General features: G+C 71.9%; 20 protein-coding genes and 1 pseudogene. 13 read left to right on the forward strand and 8 right to left on the reverse strand.

Annotated features, from left to right (window positions below):
• Positions 1 to 51: 51 nt before the first annotated feature.
• The 11 genes from G6W55_RS21625 to G6W55_RS21675 all read left to right on the forward strand — a co-directional run bounded on the left by G6W55_RS21625 (position 52) and on the right by G6W55_RS21675 (position 10581).
• Positions 52 to 990: a 5-dehydro-4-deoxyglucarate dehydratase gene (locus G6W55_RS21625; RefSeq protein ID WP_309243777.1), complete on the forward strand. Its 939-nt coding sequence runs from the start codon at positions 52 to 54 to the stop codon at positions 988 to 990.
• Between the two features lie 11 nt (positions 991 to 1001).
• Entirely contained in the window at positions 1002 to 2300 is a 1299-nt protein-coding gene (locus G6W55_RS21630; protein ID WP_217687209.1) for a glucarate dehydratase family protein, read from the forward strand.
• A gap of 120 nt (positions 2301 to 2420) precedes the next feature.
• Positions 2421 to 3581 carry a PfkB family carbohydrate kinase gene (locus G6W55_RS21635; protein WP_175522487.1) on the forward strand — a complete coding sequence of 387 codons (1161 nt, stop codon included), beginning with the start codon at positions 2421 to 2423 and terminating at the stop codon, positions 3579 to 3581.
• 134 nt (positions 3582 to 3715) lie between these two features.
• Entirely contained in the window at positions 3716 to 4774 is a 1059-nt protein-coding gene (locus tag G6W55_RS21640; RefSeq protein WP_175522488.1) for a PhoH family protein, read from the forward strand.
• A gap of 13 nt (positions 4775 to 4787) precedes the next feature.
• Positions 4788 to 5285, forward strand: coding sequence for an rRNA maturation RNase YbeY (ybeY, locus tag G6W55_RS21645; RefSeq protein WP_030779236.1), 498 nt, complete (start codon positions 4788 to 4790; stop codon positions 5283 to 5285).
• Positions 5282 to 6586: a hemolysin family protein gene (locus G6W55_RS21650; protein WP_175522489.1), complete on the forward strand. Its 1305-nt coding sequence runs from the start codon at positions 5282 to 5284 to the stop codon at positions 6584 to 6586. The genes ybeY and G6W55_RS21650 overlap by 4 nt, the downstream gene beginning before the upstream one ends.
• Positions 6583 to 6942, forward strand: a complete 360-nt coding sequence (locus tag G6W55_RS21655; RefSeq protein WP_175522490.1) for an MmcQ/YjbR family DNA-binding protein — start codon at positions 6583 to 6585, stop codon at positions 6940 to 6942. The genes G6W55_RS21650 and G6W55_RS21655 overlap by 4 nt, the downstream gene beginning before the upstream one ends.
• 37 nt (positions 6943 to 6979) lie before the next feature.
• Positions 6980 to 7333 carry a cytidine deaminase gene (locus tag G6W55_RS21660; protein ID WP_175522491.1) on the forward strand — a complete coding sequence of 118 codons (354 nt, stop codon included), beginning with the start codon at positions 6980 to 6982 and terminating at the stop codon, positions 7331 to 7333.
• Positions 7334 to 7519: 186 nt separating this feature from the next.
• Positions 7520 to 7996, forward strand: coding sequence for a hypothetical protein (locus G6W55_RS21665; RefSeq protein ID WP_175522492.1), 477 nt, complete (start codon positions 7520 to 7522; stop codon positions 7994 to 7996).
• 176 nt (positions 7997 to 8172) lie between these two features.
• On the forward strand, positions 8173 to 9516 hold the full coding sequence (locus G6W55_RS21670) for a beta-xylosidase (RefSeq protein ID WP_175522493.1): 1344 nt from the start codon (positions 8173 to 8175) through the stop codon (positions 9514 to 9516).
• Positions 9517 to 9624: 108 nt separating this feature from the next.
• Entirely contained in the window at positions 9625 to 10581 is a 957-nt protein-coding gene (locus G6W55_RS21675) for a WxL protein peptidoglycan domain-containing protein (RefSeq protein ID WP_254876369.1), read from the forward strand.
• On the opposite strand, the gene G6W55_RS21680 is transcribed toward G6W55_RS21675, so the two are convergent.
• Entirely contained in the window at positions 10578 to 10916 is a 339-nt protein-coding gene (locus G6W55_RS21680) for a P-II family nitrogen regulator (protein ID WP_175522495.1), read from the reverse strand. The genes G6W55_RS21675 and G6W55_RS21680 overlap by 4 nt on opposite strands.
• Before the next feature lie 147 nt (positions 10917 to 11063).
• Here G6W55_RS21680 and era point away from each other — a divergent pair, with 147 nt between their 5' ends.
• Entirely contained in the window at positions 11064 to 12017 is a 954-nt protein-coding gene (gene era, locus G6W55_RS21685; protein WP_175522496.1) for a GTPase Era, read from the forward strand.
• Positions 12018 to 12208: 191 nt separating this feature from the next.
• Here era and G6W55_RS21690 read toward each other — a convergent pair whose 3' ends face one another.
• From G6W55_RS21690 to G6W55_RS21720, 7 genes are all read right to left on the reverse strand, one after another.
• Positions 12209 to 12865, reverse strand: coding sequence for a hypothetical protein (locus G6W55_RS21690; protein ID WP_175522497.1), 657 nt, complete (start codon positions 12863 to 12865; stop codon positions 12209 to 12211).
• Positions 12866 to 12870: 5 nt separating this feature from the next.
• The gene (locus G6W55_RS21695; protein WP_175522498.1) at positions 12871 to 14178 is read right to left on the reverse strand and encodes a hypothetical protein; all 1308 of its coding nucleotides are present in this window, start codon (positions 14176 to 14178) and stop codon (positions 12871 to 12873) included.
• A gap of 5 nt (positions 14179 to 14183) precedes the next feature.
• Complete coding sequence (locus G6W55_RS21700) at positions 14184 to 14951, reverse strand: ATP-binding cassette domain-containing protein (RefSeq protein ID WP_309243778.1); 768 nt, start codon at positions 14949 to 14951, stop codon at positions 14184 to 14186.
• Between the two features lie 100 nt (positions 14952 to 15051).
• Positions 15052 to 15462, reverse strand: a complete 411-nt coding sequence (locus tag G6W55_RS21705) for a hypothetical protein (protein ID WP_175522499.1) — start codon at positions 15460 to 15462, stop codon at positions 15052 to 15054.
• A gap of 144 nt (positions 15463 to 15606) precedes the next feature.
• Complete coding sequence (locus G6W55_RS21710) at positions 15607 to 16932, reverse strand: GH1 family beta-glucosidase (protein WP_175522500.1); 1326 nt, start codon at positions 16930 to 16932, stop codon at positions 15607 to 15609.
• 58 nt (positions 16933 to 16990) lie between these two features.
• Entirely contained in the window at positions 16991 to 17257 is a 267-nt protein-coding gene (locus G6W55_RS21715) for a protealysin inhibitor emfourin (protein ID WP_175522501.1), read from the reverse strand.
• Positions 17258 to 17278: 21 nt separating this feature from the next.
• Positions 17279 to 18349 carry a M4 family metallopeptidase gene (locus G6W55_RS21720; RefSeq protein WP_175522502.1) on the reverse strand — a complete coding sequence of 357 codons (1071 nt, stop codon included), beginning with the start codon at positions 18347 to 18349 and terminating at the stop codon, positions 17279 to 17281.
• A gap of 342 nt (positions 18350 to 18691) precedes the next feature.
• Here G6W55_RS21720 and G6W55_RS21725 point away from each other — a divergent pair.
• A pseudogene (locus tag G6W55_RS21725) lies at positions 18692 to 19301 on the forward strand (2-isopropylmalate synthase); the annotation flags it as partial.

The following is a 19301-nucleotide window of genomic DNA, read 5'->3' on the forward strand; positions in this document are numbered from 1 at the left end:
GTATCTAACCTTCATTCTCATACATGGATGACGTCCGGAGGGGGAGACAGCGTGGGCCTCGACACCGACACGGTCCGGCGGCTGCGGGAGGGCATGGCGCGAGGCGTCCTCTCCTTCCCGCTCACCAGCTTCCGCGCGGACGGCTCGCTCGACCCCGACGGCTTCCGCGCCCACCTCGCCGGACGGCTCGCCGCCGCACCCGGCGCCGTCTTCCCCGCCTGCGGCACAGGCGAGTTCTTCTCCCTCGACGAGGACGAGTACCGCCGGGTCGTACGGATCACCGTCGAGGAGACCGCCGGCCGCGTCCCCGTCGTCGCCGGCACCGGCTACGGCTGGGCCCAGGCCCTGCGCTTCGCCCGGATCGCCGAGGAGGAGGGCGCCGACGCCCTGCTCGTCCTGCCGCACTACCTCGTCGCCGCCCCGCAGGACGGTCTCGTCGCCCAACTGGAGCGGATCGCGTCCGGCACCCGGCTGCCGCTCGTCGCCTACCAGCGCGGCCAGGTCGCCTTCACCCCCGGCTCGCTGCGGCGCATCGCCGCCCTGCCCGGTGTGATCGGCCTCAAGGACGGCCACAGCGACCTGGACCGCCTCCAGCGCCTCACCCTGGCCGCCCCCGAGGGCTTCCTCTTCTTCAACGGCGCCGCCACCGCCGAGATCCAGGCCCGCGCCTACGCCGCCGTCGGCGTCCCCGCCTACTCCTCGGCCGTGCACGCCTTCGCCCCCGAGATCGCCGACGCCTTCTTCACCGCCCTGACCTCGGACGACCGGGGCACGACCGACAAACTCCTGCGCGACTTCTACGTCCCGTTCGTGGAACTGCGCGACCGGGTGCCGGGGTACTCGGTGTCCCTGGTGAAGGCCGCAGCCCGGCTGCGCGGCGCCCCCGTCGGCCCGGTCCGCGCCCCGCTCACCGACCCCACCGCCGCCGACCTCGCCGAGCTGAGGACCCTGCTCACCGCCGGACTCGACCTCGTAGGAGCCACCCTGTGACCGCCGCGCATCTGACCGCCGCGCACCTGACCGTCGCCGAGGTCCGGCTGACTCCGATCCTGGTCGCCGACCCGCCGCTGCTCAACACCCAGGGCGTGCACCAGCCGTACACCCCCCGGCTGATCGTCGAAGTGGTCACCGCCGACGGCACCACGGGCGTCGGCGAGACCTACGGCGACACCAAGTACCTCGAACTGGCACGGCCGTTCGCGGAACGCCTGAAAGGCCGTCAAGTCAGCGACCTGAACGGGCTGTTCACCCTCGCCGACGAACTCGCCGTCGACCGCTCCCGGATCTCCGGACAGGTCGACGTGGGCGGACTGCGCGGCGTCCAGACCGCCGACAAGCTGCGGCTGTCCGTCGTCTCCGCCTTCGAGGTCGCCTGCCTCGACGCCTTCGGCAAGGCGCTCGGACTGCCCGTGCACGCGCTGCTCGGCGGCAAGGTCCGCGACAGCGTCGAGTACAGCGCCTACTTGTTCTACAAGTGGGCCGCCCACCCCGACGGCGTGCCGGGCGAGCCGGACGACTGGGGCGCCGCCCTCGACCCGGCCGGGATCGTCGCCCAGGCCCGCCGCTTCACCGAGCGCCACGGCTTCACCTCCTTCAAGCTCAAGGGCGGTGTGTTCCCGCCCGATCAGGAGATCGCCGCCGTCCGCGCCCTCGCCGCCGCCTTCCCCGGACACCCGCTGCGGCTCGACCCCAACGGCGCCTGGAGCGTGGCGACTTCACTCGCCGTCGCCAAGGAACTCGGGGACGTCCTCGAATACCTGGAGGACCCCGCGCTCGGCACCCCCGCCATGGCCGAGGTCGCCGCCGGGACCGACGTACCGCTCGCCACCAACATGTGCGTGACGACCTTCGCCGAGATCCCGGAAGCCTTCACCCGGGGCGCCGTCCAGGTCGTCCTCTCCGACCACCACTACTGGGGCGGACTGCGCAACACCCGCCAACTGGCCGCCGTCTGCGCCACGTTCGGCGTCGACGTGTCCATGCACTCCAACACCCACCTCGGCATCAGCCTCGCCGCGATGACCCAGGTCGCCGCCACCGTCCCGGGCCTGCGCCACGCCTGCGACTCCCACTACCCCTGGCAGTCGGAGGACGTGCTGACCGAGCGGATCGCCTTCGAGGACGGCCGGGTGACCGTCTCCGACACCCCCGGCCTCGGCGTCGAGCTGGACCGGGAGCGACTGGACCGGCTGCACCGGCGCTGGCTCGACGACGACGGCACCCTGCGCGACCGCGACGACACGGCGGCGATGCGCGTCGCCGACCCGGACTGGGTGACGCCGGCGGTCCCGCGCTGGTAGCGGTCGCGCGGCCTTCTCCCCCTCCCTTCCGGCACACGGGTGGTTCACACGGGACGCACGGCCCGTTGTCGGTGGCGTGGTGCACACTGGCCAGAACCGCACCATGTCAGGGAGCGCCTCGTGACCGCGTCCACCGCGCCCATCGCGTCCGCCGGAGGGGAACCGCCCACCGGTGAGGGACCTCACCGCCGGATCCGCCGCGCCGCCGGGGTCGACCCCCTGGCCGGATTGCGCACCCCCGACGACCCGCCGTGGGACGTCTACCTCACCGGCACCGTCTTCCTCGACATCGTCTTCACCGGTCTCGACTCCGCCCCGGTGCGCGGCACCGAGTCCTGGGCGCGCGGCATGGGATCCAGCCCCGGCGGGGTCGCCAACATGGCCACCGCCCTGGCCCGCCTCGGCCTGCGCACCTCCCTCGCGGCCGCGTTCGGCGACGACCACTACGGCGAGTACTGCTGGGACGCCCTCGAACAGGGCGAGGGCATCGACCTGTCGACCTCCCGCACGGTCCCCGGCTGGCACTCCCCGGTCACCGTCTCCATGGCCTACGAGGGCGAGCGCACCATGGTCTCGCACGGCCACGAACCGCCCCCCGAGGAGCCCGCCCCCGCCTGTCCGCCGCCCGCCCGCGCCGCCGTGGCCGCCCTCGCGCCCGGCCGCACGGACCCGTGGATCGCCCAGGCCGCGAGCCGCGGCACCCGTGTCTTCGCCGACGTCGGCTGGGACGACACCGGCGCCTGGGACCTGGCGGGGCTCACCGACCTCGCGCACTGCGAGGCGTTCCTGCCGAACGCGCAGGAGGCCATGCGCTACACCGGCACCGACAATCCGCGCGCCGCCGCCCACGCCCTCACCGACCACGTACCGCTCGCGGTCGTCACCCTCGGCGCGGACGGCGCCTACGCCGTGGACGGCCGCACCGGCGAGACCGCCGAGGTCCCGGCGATCGCCGTCGAGGCTTTGGACCCCACCGGCGCGGGGGACGTCTTCGTGGCCGGTTTCGTCACCGGCACCCTGGCCGGCTGGCCGCTCGCCGACCGGCTCGCCTTCGCCGGGCTCACCGCCGCGCTCTCCGTCCAGGAGTTCGGCGGGTCCCTCTCCGCGCCCGGCTGGTCCGAGATCGCCGCCTGGTGGCGCAAGGTCCAGTCGGTCGAGGGCCAGGACCCCGAGGCCCTGCGCCGGTACGCGTTCCTCGACGGCCGGGTCCCGCCCGAGGAGACCAGCGCCTGGCCCCTGCGCCGCGCGGTCCCCACGATCGGTTTCCGCCGCTCGGCGTAGCCGAGGGGCTGCTGAGACCCCCGAGAAAAGCCCTACGGCGTTGTCAGCCCCCTGGCGTACCCTGGAACACGCCAGGCCGCCCTCGTGGCAGGCGAGTCGCATCCGGGAGGACGTAGAGGCCCTCGGGCCGGCCTATGACTGAGACACCCACAGCTCAGACGCCCGCGCAGGGCAAGGCGAGAGCACAGTTCACCGTTCCCGCCCAGCACCCCATGGTGACCGTGCTGGGATCCGGAGACTCCCTCCTGCGCGTGATCGAGACGGCTTTCCCGGCGGCCGACATCCACGTCCGGGGCAATGAGATCAGCGCGGTCGGCGACCCGCGGGAAGTCGCCATGATCCAGCGCCTGTTCGACGAGATGATGCTGGTGCTCCGCACCGGGCAGCCGATGACGGAGGACGCAGTGGAACGCTCGATCGCCATGCTGCGGGCGAGTGAGAACGGGACGAGTGACGGCCAGGAGACCCCGGCCGAGGTACTGACACAGAACATCCTGTCCTCGCGCGGCCGCACCATCCGCCCCAAGACCCTCAACCAGAAGCGGTACGTCGACGCGATAGACAAGCACACCGTCGTCTTCGGCATCGGCCCCGCCGGCACCGGCAAGACGTACCTGGCGATGGCCAAGGCGGTCCAGGCCCTCCAGTCCAAGCAGGTCAACCGCATCATCCTGACCCGCCCCGCGGTCGAGGCCGGCGAGCGCCTCGGCTTCCTCCCGGGCACCCTCTACGAGAAGATCGACCCCTACCTGCGCCCGCTCTACGACGCCCTGCACGACATGCTCGACCCCGACTCCATCCCCCGCCTGATGGCGGCGGGCACGATCGAGGTCGCCCCGCTGGCGTACATGCGCGGCCGTACCCTGAATGACGCGTTCATCATCCTGGACGAGGCGCAGAACACCAGCCCCGAGCAGATGAAGATGTTCCTGACGCGGCTGGGGTTCGACTCGAAGATCGTGATCACGGGTGACGTGACGCAGGTCGACCTGCCCGGCGGCACCAAGTCGGGGCTGCGCCAGGTGCAGGAGATCCTGGACGGCGTCGAGGACGTGCACTTCTCCCGCCTGTCGTCCCAGGACGTCGTACGGCACAAGCTGGTCGGCCGTATCGTCGACGCGTACGAGAAGTACGACAGCGAGAACGATACGGAGAACGGCACCCACCGGGGCGGCCGTTCCAAGCGGAAGTAGACAAGCCAGCACCATGTCGATCGACGTCAACAACGAGTCCGGAACCGAGGTCGACGAGCAGGCGATCCTCGACATCGCCCGCTACGCGCTCGCGCGGATGCGCATCCACCCGCTCTCCGAACTGTCGGTGATCGTCGTGGACGCCGACGCGATGGAGCAGCTCCACATCCAGTGGATGGACCTGCCGGGGCCGACGGACGTCATGTCCTTCCCGATGGACGAGCTGCGGCCGCCGTCGAAGGACGACGACGAGCCCCCGCAGGGGCTGCTCGGCGACATCGTGCTGTGCCCCGAGGTCGCGGCCAAGCAGGGGGCGGACGCGCCCACGCGGCACTCCATGGACGAGGAGCTCCAGCTCCTCACCGTCCACGGCGTGCTGCACCTGCTGGGCTACGACCACGAGGAGCCCGACGAGAAGGCCGAGATGTTCGGCCTCCAGGCGGCCATCGTGGACGGCTGGCGTGCGGAGAAGGGCCTGACCGGCCCGTCCCCGGCCCCGACCGTCTCATGAGCCCCGCCCTCGTCGGCGGCGCGATCGCCCTGGTCGTCGTCGCATGGCTCGCCGCCTGCGCGGAGGCGGGCCTCGCGCGCGTCTCCAGCTTCCGCGCCGAGGAGGCCGTACGGTCCGGGCGGCGCGGCAGCGCCAAGCTCGCGCAGGTCGCCGCCGACCCCACCCGCTATCTCAACGTGGCGCTGCTGGTCCGCGTGACCTGCGAGATGGCGGCCGCCGCGCTGGTCACCTACGCGTGTCTGCGCGAGATCGACGACACCGCCCCGGCGCTGCTCGCCGCGATCGGCGTGATGGTCCTGGTGTCGTACGTCGCGGTGGGCGTCTCGCCGCGCACCATCGGCCGTCAGCACCCCCTGAACACGGCGACGGCCGCCGCGTACGTGCTGCTGCCGCTGGCCAGGATCATGGGCCCGATCCCCTCGCTGCTGATCCTCATCGGCAACGCGCTCACCCCCGGCAAGGGCTTCCGGCGCGGCCCGTTCGCCTCCGAGGCCGAGCTGCGGGCGCTGGTCGACCTCGCCGAGAAGGAGTCGCTGATCGAGGACGAGGAGCGCCGGATGGTGCACTCCGTCTTCGAGCTGGGCGACACCCTGGTCCGCGAGGTGATGGTCCCGCGCACCGACCTGGTCGTCATCGAGCGCTACAAGACCATCCGCCAGGCCCTGACCCTCGCGCTGCGCTCCGGTTTCTCCCGGATACCCGTCACCGGGGAGAACGAGGACGACATCGTCGGGATCGTCTATCTGAAGGACCTGGTCCGCAAGACGCACATCAGCCGGGACGCCGAGTCGGACCTGGTGTCCACGGCGATGCGGCCCGCCGCGTTCGTCCCCGACACCAAGAACGCCGGTGACCTGCTGCGCGAGATGCAGCAGGAGCGCAATCACGTCGCGGTCGTCATCGACGAGTACGGCGGCACGGCCGGCATCGTCACCATCGAGGACATCCTGGAGGAGATCGTCGGCGAGATCACCGACGAGTACGACCGGGAGCTGCCGCCGGTGGAGGAGCTGGGCGACGACCGCTTCCGGGTCACCGCCCGCCTCGACATCACCGACCTCGGCGAGCTGTACGGCCTGGAGGAGTACGACGACGAGGACGTGGAGACCGTCGGCGGGCTCCTCGCCAAGGCCCTGGGCCGGGTGCCCATCGCCGGGGCGTCCAGCGTGGTCGACCTGCCCGACGGGCGGGTCCTGCGGCTGACCGCGGAGGCCGCCGCCGGCCGCCGCAACAAGATCGTCACGGTGCTGGTGGAGCCCGTCGCCCCGGCGGGCCCGCCCGGGGAGGGCGGACCGGAGTGACCCCCGACGAGCTGCGCGCCCGCTGCCTGTCCTTCAACGAGGCCGTGGAGGAGTTCCCGTTCCGCCCGGAGATCTCGGTCTTCAAGGTGCTGGGCAAGATGTTCGCGCTCAGCTCGACGGACGAGCGGCCCCTGAAGGTCAACCTCAAGTGCGACCCCGAGGACGCGGTCCGGCTGCGCGCCGAGCACCCCGGTCTGATCGCCCCCGGCTACCACATGAACAAACGCCACTGGAACACGGTGACGGTCGACGCAGGTCTGCCCGACCGGCTGGTCCGGGAGCTGATCGAGGACTCCTACGACCTGGTGGTGGCCGGGCTGCCGCGCGCCGAGCGGCTCCGCCTCGACCGGCCCTGAGCCGGTGACCGCGAGCCGGTGATCGTATGCTCGGCGCATGACCGACAGCACCGCGCTCGACCCCGAGGACCGCAAGATCGTCACCCTGGCCCGTTCCGCGCGGGCCCGTAACGGCACGCCCGAGGGGGCGGCCGTACGCGACGAGACGGGGCGCACGTATGTCGCGGCCACCGTCGACCTGCCGTCGCTGAAGCTGAGCGCGCTGCGTACGGCCGTGGCGATGGCCGTGGCCTCGGGGGCCGGGTCGCTGGAGGCGGCGGCGGTGGTCACCGCGGCGGAGGACGCCGACGCGGCGGACCTGGCCGCCGTACGCGACCTCGGCGGGGCGGGCACCCCGGTGCATCTCGCCGCGGCGGACGGCACCGTACGCCGCACGGTCTCCGCGGGCTGACGGAACCGGCCGCCCCGAGGCCGGTTTTCCCCCTTGCCGGGTCCCGTCCCTCGCGCATCAATGGAACCGTTGGTTCCGACGGACCGTCAGATGCGATCCCCACCGGGGCCGGTGCCCGCACCCACCCGTCCCGATCCGCCTCCGGCCGTCCGTCTCCCCCCATCAGAGAAGGAGCCGGAACTCCCCATGAGAGCCAAGCGAATCGGATCAGGTGCGGCACTGCTGGCCGGGGCCCTCGCGGCCGCCGGGCTGGCCTTCGCGCCCTCGGCCCTCGCGGTCGCGCCCGCGACGGCGACGTTCACCGCGTCCTGCGGTCTGTTCGGCGGCGGTGCCGCCACCCTGGAGGCCACCCAGAGCGGTACCTCCGCCACCCTCACGCTGTCGTCCACGGCGATCACCGCGCCCCTCCCGATCGGCGCCGACAGCATCGACTCCACGCTCACGATGGCGAACTCGGCCGGATCCGCACGGGTGTTCAGCGGTTCCGTGAACCCGGCGATGGCCATCGGCGACCCGATCACGGTCGGCCCGCTCGACGGCACCGTGGCCTCCGGGGACAGCCTGGACGTCGACGGCGGCTCGCTGACGATGGTCGTCTTCGGGATCACCGTCACCTGTACGGCGACCGGGCCGCAGTCGCCGGGCCCGTTCGTGTTCGACTGAGAACACCGGCGCCCCTGACGCCGACGGACCGTCAGTTTCCGTGCGGGAGCAGGAAGCTGACGGTCCATCAGTTGACATCGACGTGTCCATTGACTTCTCCGGCGATCCGCACCTCAATGCCCCCTGTCGGCGCGGAAGAGCCGCCGCGCCCGCACCCCGGAGGAGGGGGCACACCCATGGGTCCGACACCCCGCACGTCCTGTAGTTCCCCGCGGTCCCGAAGACGGCGCTGGGCGTCACTGCTCGGGGCGACCGCGCTCGCGGTCACCGCGGGCGGAGCACTGGCGGTCCCGGCCGCCGCAGCCGTGAACGTGGACTTCCCCACGCACTGCGTCCCGCCGCCGATCGCGGGCATCCCGCCGATCGACGGCACCACCACCGCCAAGATCACGGTCGACGACGCCACCCCCCAGGTCGGCGACATCGTCACCGTCACCTACACGGTGGTCGCGCCCGCCGCCAGCAACCCCACCGACCTCGCCCTGCCGGCCGACATCATGACCCCGACGGGCAAGGTCACCCTCGGCGGCGCGCAGTCCGGCAGCGTCACCGTCACGGGACCCAAGAAGAACCCGCCGGTCCCCGGCAAGGGCGTCTTCCCGTCCTTCTCGATGACCGGCACCTTCACCGTCACCACGCCCGGCGCGATCACCCTCTCGCCCGGCGACTACAACATCCACACCAGCTACATCCTGGAACTGGACACCCCCTGCACGGTGACCAACCCGCCCGCCCCGGTGTCCGAGACGGTCACCGCCGCGGACAACCCCCCGGCCAACACCCGTGCCATCAGCCTGGGTTCGGCCTCCGGAGCGCCGGGCGCGAGCGTCACGGTCACCGGCACCGGCTTCACGGCCGGCGCCACGGTCACCCTCGCCGGACGCTCCGGGGCCGCCCAGACCGCGGACACGGCGACCGTGACCGCGAACGCGCAGGGCGCCGTCTCGGGCTCGCTCGTCGTCAACGACCTCACCACCACCGGCGTGGTGGCGTACGAGGGCGGCGCGTGGAGCACGGACCTCGGCGCCGGGCCCGTCGCGTACGTCGTCATCGACGACCAGCCCGTGCCCGAGGGCAGTCAGAAGCTGACGACCACCGTGAAGGCCGGCACCCTGTCGATGTCCCAGGCCGGGGACGCCGTGGCGATGTCCGCGGTCGACTTCGGCTCCGGCGACGCCTCGACCGGGGACCTCAACGCGGTGACCGTCAAGGACTACCGCGGCGGACCCGCCGGCTGGTCCCTGACCGGCAAGGTCACCGACTTCACCGGCGCCGGCGCCAAGATCGACGCCGGCGAGCTGAGCTGGACGCCCGAGTGCACCACCAAGGCGGGCAGCCCCAGCACCTGCCGGGCCGGCTCGGCCGGAGCCGTCGGCAGCGCGGGAGCCACCCTGGCGTCCGCACCGGACGGCACGCTCACCGGCGGCGAGTTCACCGTCAAGGCCGGACTCTCCCTGGACGTACCGGCGTTCACGCCCCCGGGCACCTACGCCGGCGTCCTGACGCTCACGCTCACCTGATCCGCGCCACTCCCACGGTGGCGGGCGGCCGTCCCAGCGGCCCGCACCCGCCCGCCCACCGCGCCCTTCCGTCGCCTTCGTCGCCCGCGGGGGTCCGCACCCATGCTGCTGCGCAAGCCGTACGCCCTCCTCTTCCCCTTGTTCCTTCTCCTGCTCCCGGTGCTGTCCGCCGCACCGGCGCGTGCCGCCGACAACGGGAGCTGGTCCGTCTACCCGGCCTCCTCGGCCGTCTCCACCCGCCCGTACTTCTACGTCACCGCCGATCCCGGCCAGACGGTCGAGGACGAGGTCGTCGTCGCCAACAAGACCGGCCGGCCGCTCACCTTCCGGCTCTACGCCGCCGACGCCTACAACACCGCGCGGGACGGCGGCTTCGCCGTCCGGTCGGAGGGGGAGCGGATGCGGGGCGTGGGGGCGTGGGCGCGGCCCGCGAAGGACCGGGTCACCGTGCCGGGCCGCGCGACGGTCACCGTGCCGGTCACCATCGAGGTCCCCGAGGACGCCGAGCCCGGTGACCACCCCGGCGCGATCGTCGCCCTCGACGAGCGGATCGACCCGGGCGACGGCGCGGTCGCGCTCGGGGTACGGCGGGCCGTCGGCGCCCGTGTCTACCTCCAGGTCGGCGGGCCCACCCTGCCGGCGCTGGCCGTGGAGGACGTCCGCGTCTCCCACCGCCAGCCGCTCGTGCCCGGCCTCGGCGACAGCACGGCCACCGTCTCCTACACCCTGCACAACACCGGGAACGTCACCCTGGACCCCAAGGTGGAGCTGCGGGCGCGGGGGCTCTTCGGCCGCACCCTGCTGACCCGCGACCTGACGGAGATCCCCTCCGAGCTGCTCCCCGGCCAGCGCGTCCGCCTCACCGAACGCTGGCGGGACGCGCCCCAGCTCGACCACGCGGACGTGACGCTGACGGCGACCGCGCGGGACACCAGGGAGTCGGCGACCGTGTCCTTCGTGGCGGTGCCGTGGCTGGTGGCGGGGGTGCTGCTGGTGGCGGTCGGGGCGGGGGTGTGGTTCGCGGTGATCAGACTGCGGGGCCGCGGAGTGCCCTGGAGGAGCTAGAGGGCGTCCGGGCCGCGCTCACCGGTGCGGACCCGGACCACGGTCTCCACCGGTACGGCCCACACCTTCCCGTCGCCGATCTTCCCGGTCCGCGCGGCGGCCACGATCGCGTCGATCACCGCGTCGGCGTCGGCGTCCTCCACGACGGCCTCGATCCGGACCTTGGGCACCAGGTCGACCTGGTACTCGGCGCCCCGGTACACCTCGGTGTGGCCGCGCTGACGGCCGTAGCCACTGGCCTCGGTCACGGTCAGACCGTGCACGCCCAGCTCTTGGAGAGCCGTCTTGACCTCATCGAGGCGGTACGGCTTGACGACGGCGGTGATGAGCTTCATGCGAGCGGCCTGACCTTCCCACGGGGCCCGGGACGCGGTGATCGTATGCGGTGGCGGCGCGCACCGTAAGATCACGGTCGCCCGCGGTCGGCCGTGGGGCCGCTCGTGTGTGCGGCAGGGCTTCGGGGATCAGGGACAATGGGGGCCATGAGCGTTCGTACCCAGTCATCCGAGCGGTCGGGCGAGACCGTCCACCGCGCCGGCTTCGCGTGCTTCGTGGGCCGCCCCAACGCGGGCAAGTCCACGCTGACGAACGCTCTGGTCGGGAAGAAGGTGGCGATCACCTCGAACCGTCCGCAGACCACCCGGCACACGGTGCGGGGCATCGTGCACCGGCCCGACGCGCAGCTCATCCTGGTGGACACCCCGGGGCTCCACAAGCCGCGCACGCTGCTCGGCGAGCGGCTGAACGACGTGGTGCGCACCACCTGGGCCGAGGTCGACGTGATCGGCTTCTGTCTGCCCGCCGACCAGAAGCTCGGGCCCGGTGACCGGTTCATCGCCAAGGAACTCGCCGGGATCAAGAAGACCCCGAAGGTCGCCGTCGTCACCAAGACCGACCTGGTCGACGCGAAGGCGCTGGCCGAGCAGCTCATCGCGATCGACCAGCTCGGGCGGGAGCTGGGCATCGAGTGGGCGGAGATCGTGCCGGTCTCGGCGGTCGGCGACCAGCAGGTGTCGCTCCTCGCCGACCTGCTGATCCCGATGCTGCCGGAGAGCCCGCCGCTGTACCCCGAGGGCGACCTCACCGACGAGCCCGAGCAGGTGATGGTCGCCGAGCTGATCCGCGAGGCGGCGCTGGAGGGTGTCCGGGACGAGCTGCCGCACTCCATCGCGGTGGTCGTCGAGGAGATGCTGCCCCGCGAGGACCGTCCGGCGGACCGGCCGCTGCTCGACATCCACGCCAACATCTACATCGAGCGCACCAGCCAGAAGGGCATCATCATCGGCCCGAAGGGGCGCCGCCTGAAGGACGTCGGCATCAAGTCCCGCCAGCAGATCGAGGCGCTGCTGGGCACGCCGGTCTTCCTCGACCTCCACGTCAAGGTCGCGAAGGACTGGCAACGAGACCCGAAGCAACTCCGCAAGCTGGGCTTCTGACCGGCCCGTTTTCTTTCCCACCCACCCGCCCGACTCGGTAGTCCGAAAGGCACCGCCACGGGGCTCCGCCCCGGACCCCGAGGAAGCGGCGTGCCCGCCTCGGGGAGCGGGGCAGCCCGGCCCCGCAGGCTCCGCCGCGGACCCCGGTGTGACAGTCGTGCCCGTTGCTCCGGGGTGCGAGGGGCTCCGGCTCAGCCCCGTTCCTCGCGTTCCGTGCGGCGAGGTGTCGTCGTGGCGGCCAGGGCCAGGCCCGTGGCGCACAGCGCCGTCGCCGTCACCGCGGCCGGGGTGCTGTGGGGGCCGTGGATGGACCAGGCCCAGGGTTCCGGGGTGTTGTCCCAGCGGACGCCCGCGAACAGTGTGGGGCCGAGCATCGCGAGGGGTGGCAGCCAGGCCAGGCCGCTGCCGAAGAAGCGGGCGCCGATCATGGCGAGGCCGAGATAGCCCGCGACATTGCGGACGGCGGCCATGGTGACGTCCGCGGACGCGCCCGCCGTCATCGGCAGTACGGCCAGCAGCATCGCGTACAGCAGCACGGCGGCCATCTGCACCGCCCGGTGCCGGCGCATCGGCTGTGCCGCCGTGTGTTCCAGGTCGGCCATCGGCGAGAACGTCGTGCCGGCGAGCACCACCGCGTGCACCACCGGCACCACGGCCGCCAACGGCACGCTGTAGTCGGTCAGTTGACGCAACTGTGGCAGCGGCACCTGCCGTCCCGCGTACACCGTGGCGACGCCCGCGACGGCCAGCGAGATCAGCGCCGCGCGTGGCATGTCGCGGCTGCGGGTGTAGCCCAGGAGCGCACGCAGCGCGGGCGATTCGGGGGTGTACAAAAACCTGCGCCTCACGCCGTTCACCGTGGTGGTGCGGGGACGGGGCGGCAGGACCGGATGTCGTCGGCCGCGGCCGCGAGCCAGCGGTCCTGTGCGGCGACGGGGGTCTTCAGGAAGCGTTCCAGCGCGGCGGCGAACTCGTCGCTCCAGTAGCCGTTCTGGACCTTCGCGCGGTCACGGACCACCGCCTCGAAGAGGAAGGTGTCCGGGTAGTCCCCGATCTCCTTCATCAGATGCGGCCCACAGCCCTCCGGCGGCTGGGGCAGGGACGCGGCCAGCATGTCCTGGGTCAGCCCCTCCCGGTCCAACCCCGGCGTGTAGACGGGCAGTTCGGCGGTCGGGGACGCACCGGGCGGGGCGGTGAGCCCGCGTTCGTAGTAGACGCGGGTCAGGCCGGGGACCGTGCCGACGGTTCCTTCGACGCGGCGCAGTGCCGCCCGTACCTCCGGCAGCAGATGCCGGTCCGCGGGCCACAGGCACGCCTTCGTCCCGCCCTCGGCCGCGCACAGGGGCCGCTGCGGCTGCGGGTTGCGCAGGGCCCAGTACAGCTCGGGCAGCGGCGCCCTGAAGGTGAACAGCGCCCCGGCCGCGACCACCGCCGCCAGCGCCACCGGCAGCAGGATGCCGGGCGCCGGCCGCACCGCCCGTCCGCGCAGCAGCCCCGGCAGGGCCAGGACCAGCAGACCGCAGGCCAGACACCAGACGGCCGCGGTGAGCAGCCGGCCCGTGTTCGGCCGGAACGCCATGTCCCAGTGCACGTCGAGCGCGGGCAGCAGCGCCCACGGCAGTGCCGACCGTTCGTCGGAGAGCAGTGCGACGGCCACCAGGACGCCGTACCAGCCGAGGCCGACGAAGGGGACGGCGATCCGGGACGGCGACAGGACGCCCACCACGACCCCGACGGCGGTCTGGAGGCCGATCACGGCGGCGCCGGTCAGCAGCGGCGACCACACCGGCTCGGTGACCGCGCTGACCCCGGCGGTGCGGGAGAAGGCCATCGCCGCGAACAGGGCGTACACGGGCAGCGCGCAGGCCATGGCGGACAGCCAGACCATGACGTTCTGCTCCCAGCCGCTGCGGGCGGCCGTCTCGGCCCAGGACAGGGTGCGGTGCCGGCGTACCCGGCCCGCGGTCCAGGCGGCGCCGGTGCTCACCAGCGGGCCCATCACCATCACGCCGAAGATCTGGACCTCGACCGCGCTCTGCGTCCACCAGCCCACCCAGTCGCTGGTCGCCGCGTCCTCGCCGAGGAAGTACCAGGCGCCGATCACCGCCAGCAGGAGGGCGATCCACCGGGACTCGCCGCGCCGCGTCTCGGTCCACAGCATGCGGATCACAGCACGGCCCCCTCGGTGCCGACCAGGTGCAGATAGCCGGACTCCACGGTGCCGTCCTCGCCGGGCAGCGCGCACAGTTCGGCGAGCGTGCCGGTGAAGCGGACCCGGCCCTCCATCAGCACCGCGATCCGGTCGCAGGTGTGCGCCACGTCCTCGGCGAGGTGGGTGCTCATCACCACGGCGGACGTCTCCCCGAGCCCCTTGATGAGGTCCCGGAAGCCGACCCGCTGGGCCGGGTCGAGGCCGACGGTCGGCTCGTCGAGCAGCACCAGCGCGGGCCGGTTGACGACGGCCTGGGCGATGCCGACACGGCGCAGCATGCCGCCCGAGAGCGCCCCCATCCGGCGGTCGGCGTACTTCTCCATGGCGACCTGGCGCAGCGCCTCGCGGGCCCGGTCGCGGCGCTCGCGGGCGGGGACCTTGCGCAGCCAGGCGGCGTACTCGACGAACTCCAGCGCGGTGAAGCGCGGGTAGTGGCCGAAGGACTGGGGGAGTACGCCGATCCGCTCACGGACCCGGCGCACGGCCCCGCGCCCGCCCGCGCCCACCGTCTCACCGAGCAGGGTGACCGTGCCGCCGTCGGGGCGTTGCGCGGTGCTCAGCAGGGAGAGCAGGGTGCTCTTGCCGGCACCGTTGGGCCCGAGCAGCCCGGTCACACCGGTCGAAAAGCCGAGCGAGACGTCGTCGAGCGCGGTCAGTGAGCCGTAGCGGACGCTGACCTGTTCGACGGCGGCGACCACGGCGGGGTCATTGCCAAGGGACACGGGTGTTCCTGGGTTTGTGGGGGGGCGATGTCTTCTGCACGTCTCTTCTTACCGGTCCGTCGGCCGGGTCTTCCCGGCCGACGGACCGGTACCGGCCGAATCAGTTCTCGGCGGCCGCGTACCCCACACCCCGGCTGCCCGGCACGGCGGCCCAGCTCACCTTCGTGTAGTACTTGTTGGACGTGCTGGTGCCCTTGTAGGCGCCACAGCCGTAGCCCTGCGCGTAGCTGCGGGACGCCGTGGTGATCTGGCGGTCGGGCGACCACGAGACGTCCCGCCACACGGACGCGGTGAACGTCCGCGTGTCATTGACCGGCACGTCACCGCACGCCTTGACATGGCCGGAGCCCGGACCGGACCAGCGGTTGCCGTCCTCGGCGCTGCCCGCGGTGGCGACCGCGAACGGCAGACGGCTGCCGTTGATCTCCGCCGCCAGCGCGCTGACGGTCGGAACGGCGACGGTGAAGGCGGCCAGCGCGGCCACCACGGCCGACTTGCGCGGTAACGACATCAGACGATTCTGCACGTGAACTTCCCCCTGTTCAGGGCCAATTGGTCACCAGCGACACTATGTGCACCAACTGTCACGTGTCTGTGCGGAAGTTCACGGAACCCCCGGCCGGGATTTGCCCTCGCAGTGTCGTGAACTCCCTGTTCAGCGCTGCGCCCGCAGCACCTCCCGGAACCACGCGTACGACGCCTTCGGTGTCCTGCGCTGGGTCTCGAAGTCGACGTGGATCAGGCCGAAGCGGCGTTCGTAGCCTTCCGCCCATTCGAAGTTGTCGAGGAGGGACCAGGTGAAGTAGCCGCGGACGTCGACGCCCGCCGTGATCGCGTCGTGGAGGGCGCGGAGGTGGGTGTCGAGGTAGGTGATGCGGGGGCGGTCGTCGAGGCCGGGGTAGGAGCAGCCGTTCTCGGTGATGATCACCGGGGGGAGGCGGTCGCCGTAGCGGGACTTGAAGGTGGTCAGGAGTTCCGTGAGGGCCTCGGGGACCACCGGCCAGCCGAAGTCCGTGACCGGGACGCCCTCGATCTCGCGGACGGAGAAGGGGAGTTCGGCCGGCATGGTGATGCCGCCGAACTCGATCTCCGCGCCTTGCGGGGCGCCCACCCGGGTCGGGGCGTAGTAGTTGACGCCGTACCAGTCGAGAGGTTCCGAGGTGATCTTGAGGTCCCCCGCAATGTCGTCGCCTGGCATCAACTCGCCCAGGCCCTCCGGGTATTCGCCCAGCAGGAGGGGTTCCGCGAAGAGGCGGTTCAGGAGGAGGTCGTAGAAGGCCGCCGCCTCCACGTCGGCGCTCTCCTGCGACGCCGGCCAGGTCGGGCCGTGGCTGTTGGCGATGCCGATGTCGAAGGTGCCGGCCGCGCGCAGGGCCCGTACCGCGAGTCCGTGGGCGAGGAGCTGGTGGTGGGCGGCCGGGAGTGCGTCGAAGAGCAGTTGTTTACCCGGCGCGTGCGTGCCCAGCGCGTGGCCCAACAGGGTGTGTTCGGCGGGCTCGTTGAGGGTGATCCAGCGTGTGACGCGGTCGCCGAGGCGGTCTACGACCTTCGCCACGTGGTCGGCGAAGCGTGAAGCCGTGTCCCGTTCCAGCCAGTCCAGTTCGGCCGGCAGGTCCCAGTGGAAGAGGGTGGGCACCGGGCGGACCCCGGCCGCCGCCAGCTCGTCCACCAGACGGTCGTAGAAGTCGAGGCCGCCGGGGGCGTTCACCCGCGGCCAGGAGATCGAGAAGCGGTACGCGTCCACGCCCAGGTCCGCGAGGAGCGCTACGTCCTCGCGGTAGCGGCGGACGTGGTCGCAGGCCACCGCCGCGGTGGAGCCGTCCTTCACCCGTCCCGGCTCGGCGGTGAAGGTGTCCCATACGGAGGGCCCGCGTTCGTCCACCGCGCCCTCGATCTGGTGCGCGGAGGTGGACACCCCCCACAGGAAGCTGGCCGGGAACCGGGGCATCGGGTTCGTCTCGTCGCGCGTGTCGGTCGCCATGGCCCGGATCATCCGTACCGGCCGGTAAGGAAGTCAACGGTCACGGCTCAAGACGTGCTCACGCCCCTTCCTTCAACACCCGCCGCACCAGCTCGCGTTGGGCCTCCGTGAGCCCCGGGTCCGCCGTGTGGACCGTGCGGCCGTCGACCGTGATCTCGTAGCTGAAGCCGTCCGGCACCCCGGCGGGGGGCCGGCCCCGGCCGGCGGACAGCGCCCGCTCGGCCAGGGCCTGCCACTCGGACGCGTCGGGCCGCCCCGAGGTGTCCACCTCGGCCTGCCGCTCGATGCCCGCGAACCCGCCTGTGCGCCTCACCTGAATCCGCATGGGTCTCTGTGTAGTACGGAACTACAGGATCCGCACCCCGACCTGTTCCCACGCCTTCTCGACGGCCCGGAGTTCGTCGCCGCCGTCCCCGAAGCGTTCGCGCGCGGCCTTGACGGTGAGCCCGGCGAAGTCGGTGAACAGTGCCCGGGAGGAGAGTTCGCCGCCGGTCAGGACGTCGTACCAGATCACGCCCGCCTTCTCCCAGGCGTGTCCGCCGAGGGCGGTGGCGACCAGGTAGAACGCGTGGTTGGGGATGCCCGAGTTGATGTGGACGCCGCCGTTGTCGCGGCCGGTGCGGACGTAGTCGTCCATGGTCGCCGGCTGCGGGTCCTTGCCGAGGACGTCGTCGTCGTACGCCGTGCCCGGGGCCTTCATCGAGCGCAGGGCGCTGCCGGTGACGGCCGGGGCGAGCAGTCCGGCGCCGATCAGCCAGTCGGCCTCGGCGGCGGTCTGGCCGAGCGAGTACTGCTTGATGAGCGAGCCGAAGACGTCCGACATCGACTCGTTGAGGGCGCCCGGCTGGCCGTAGTACGTCAGGTTGGCCGTGTACTGCGTGACGCCGTGGGTCAGTTCATGGCCGATGACGTCGATCGAGTTGGTGAAGTCGACGAAGATCTCGCCGTCGCCGTCCCCGAACACCATCTGCTCGCCGTTCCAGAAGGCGTTGTTGTACCCCTCGTCGTAGTGGACCGTGGCGTCCAGCGGCAGGCCGTCGTCGTCGATGGAGTGGCGCCGGTACGCCTTCAGGAACAGTTCGAAGGTGGCGCCGAGCCCGGCGTAGGCGCGGTTGACGGTGGCGTCCTGGCCGGGGTCCTCGCCCTCGGCGCGGACCTTGGTGCCGGGCAGGTCGGTGCCGTGCCGGGCGTCGTAGATCGTGCGCAGCGGCTGCTCGGAGGGTGCCTTGGCCACCGGGGCCGCCATCAGGCTGAACTCGGTGGTCACCCGGCGCCTGGCGCGCAGCTCGCTGTCGCGCACCAGGGTGCGCTGGGCGGGACCGGAGAGTGCGGGGTCGTCGTTGCGCGCCAGCCTGTCCAGGACATGCGGCGGTACGACCGTGCAGAAGACGGGCTCGAAGCCCCCGTTCGTCGTCATGCCCGGCACCCTTGCACTGCGTCATGGCGGTGTCACCACCCGCAACCATGATTGGTGAAAAACGGTGACAAACAGTGCTGATCCGACGGTTCGAGTGGTATGGCCCACGATTGGGGTGCTTTTCCTGGGCCTGTCTCCGGTGGTCCCGCATACTGATACGGACCCACGCGACAGCAGCGGCTCGGCTAGGCTGCGGAGCACTATGCGTTTCGGGCTGCTTCTCCTTAGCTGCCGCGGCGAGGGCCTGTAGTCGAGGCCGACCCCCTCCCCGCGGTGCTTGGTGTTGCGCGTCGGCCGTCCTTCCGTCCGGACACTCCGGTCATCCCGAGGAGCCACCGCCCCATGGCGAACCGCCAGCAGCCCAGCCAGATGCCGATCCACAAGTACGGACAGTACGACCAGGTCGACATCCCCGACCGCACCTGGCCGAACAACCGGATCACCGCCGCCCCCCGCTGGCTCTCCACCGATCTGCGGGACGGCAACCAGGCCCTGATCGACCCCATGTCGCCCGAGCGCAAGCGCCGGATGTTCGACCAACTGGTGGCGATGGGCTACAAGGAGATCGAGGTCGGCTTCCCCGCCTCCGGCCAGACCGACTTCGACTTCGTGCGCTCGATCATCGAGGAAGAGGGCGCGATCCCCGACGACGTCACGATCTCCGTACTGACCCAGGCCCGCGAGGACCTGATCGAGCGGACCGTGGAGTCCCTGAAGGGCGCCAGGCGGGCCACCGTGCACCTGTACAACGCGACCGCGCCGGTCTTCCGCCGGGTCGTCTTCCGCGGCTCCAAGGACGACATCAAGCAGATCGCCGTCGACGGCACCCGCCTGGTCATGGAGTACGCGGAGAAGCTGCTGGGCCCCGAGACCGAGTTCGGCTACCAGTACAGCCCCGAGATCTTCACCGACACCGAGCTGGACTTCGCGCTGGAGGTCTGCGAGGCGGTGA

This window comes from Streptomyces sp. CAI-85 (assembly GCF_013363615.1).
GTDB lineage: Bacteria > Actinomycetota > Actinomycetes > Streptomycetales > Streptomycetaceae > Streptomyces > Streptomyces antibioticus_B.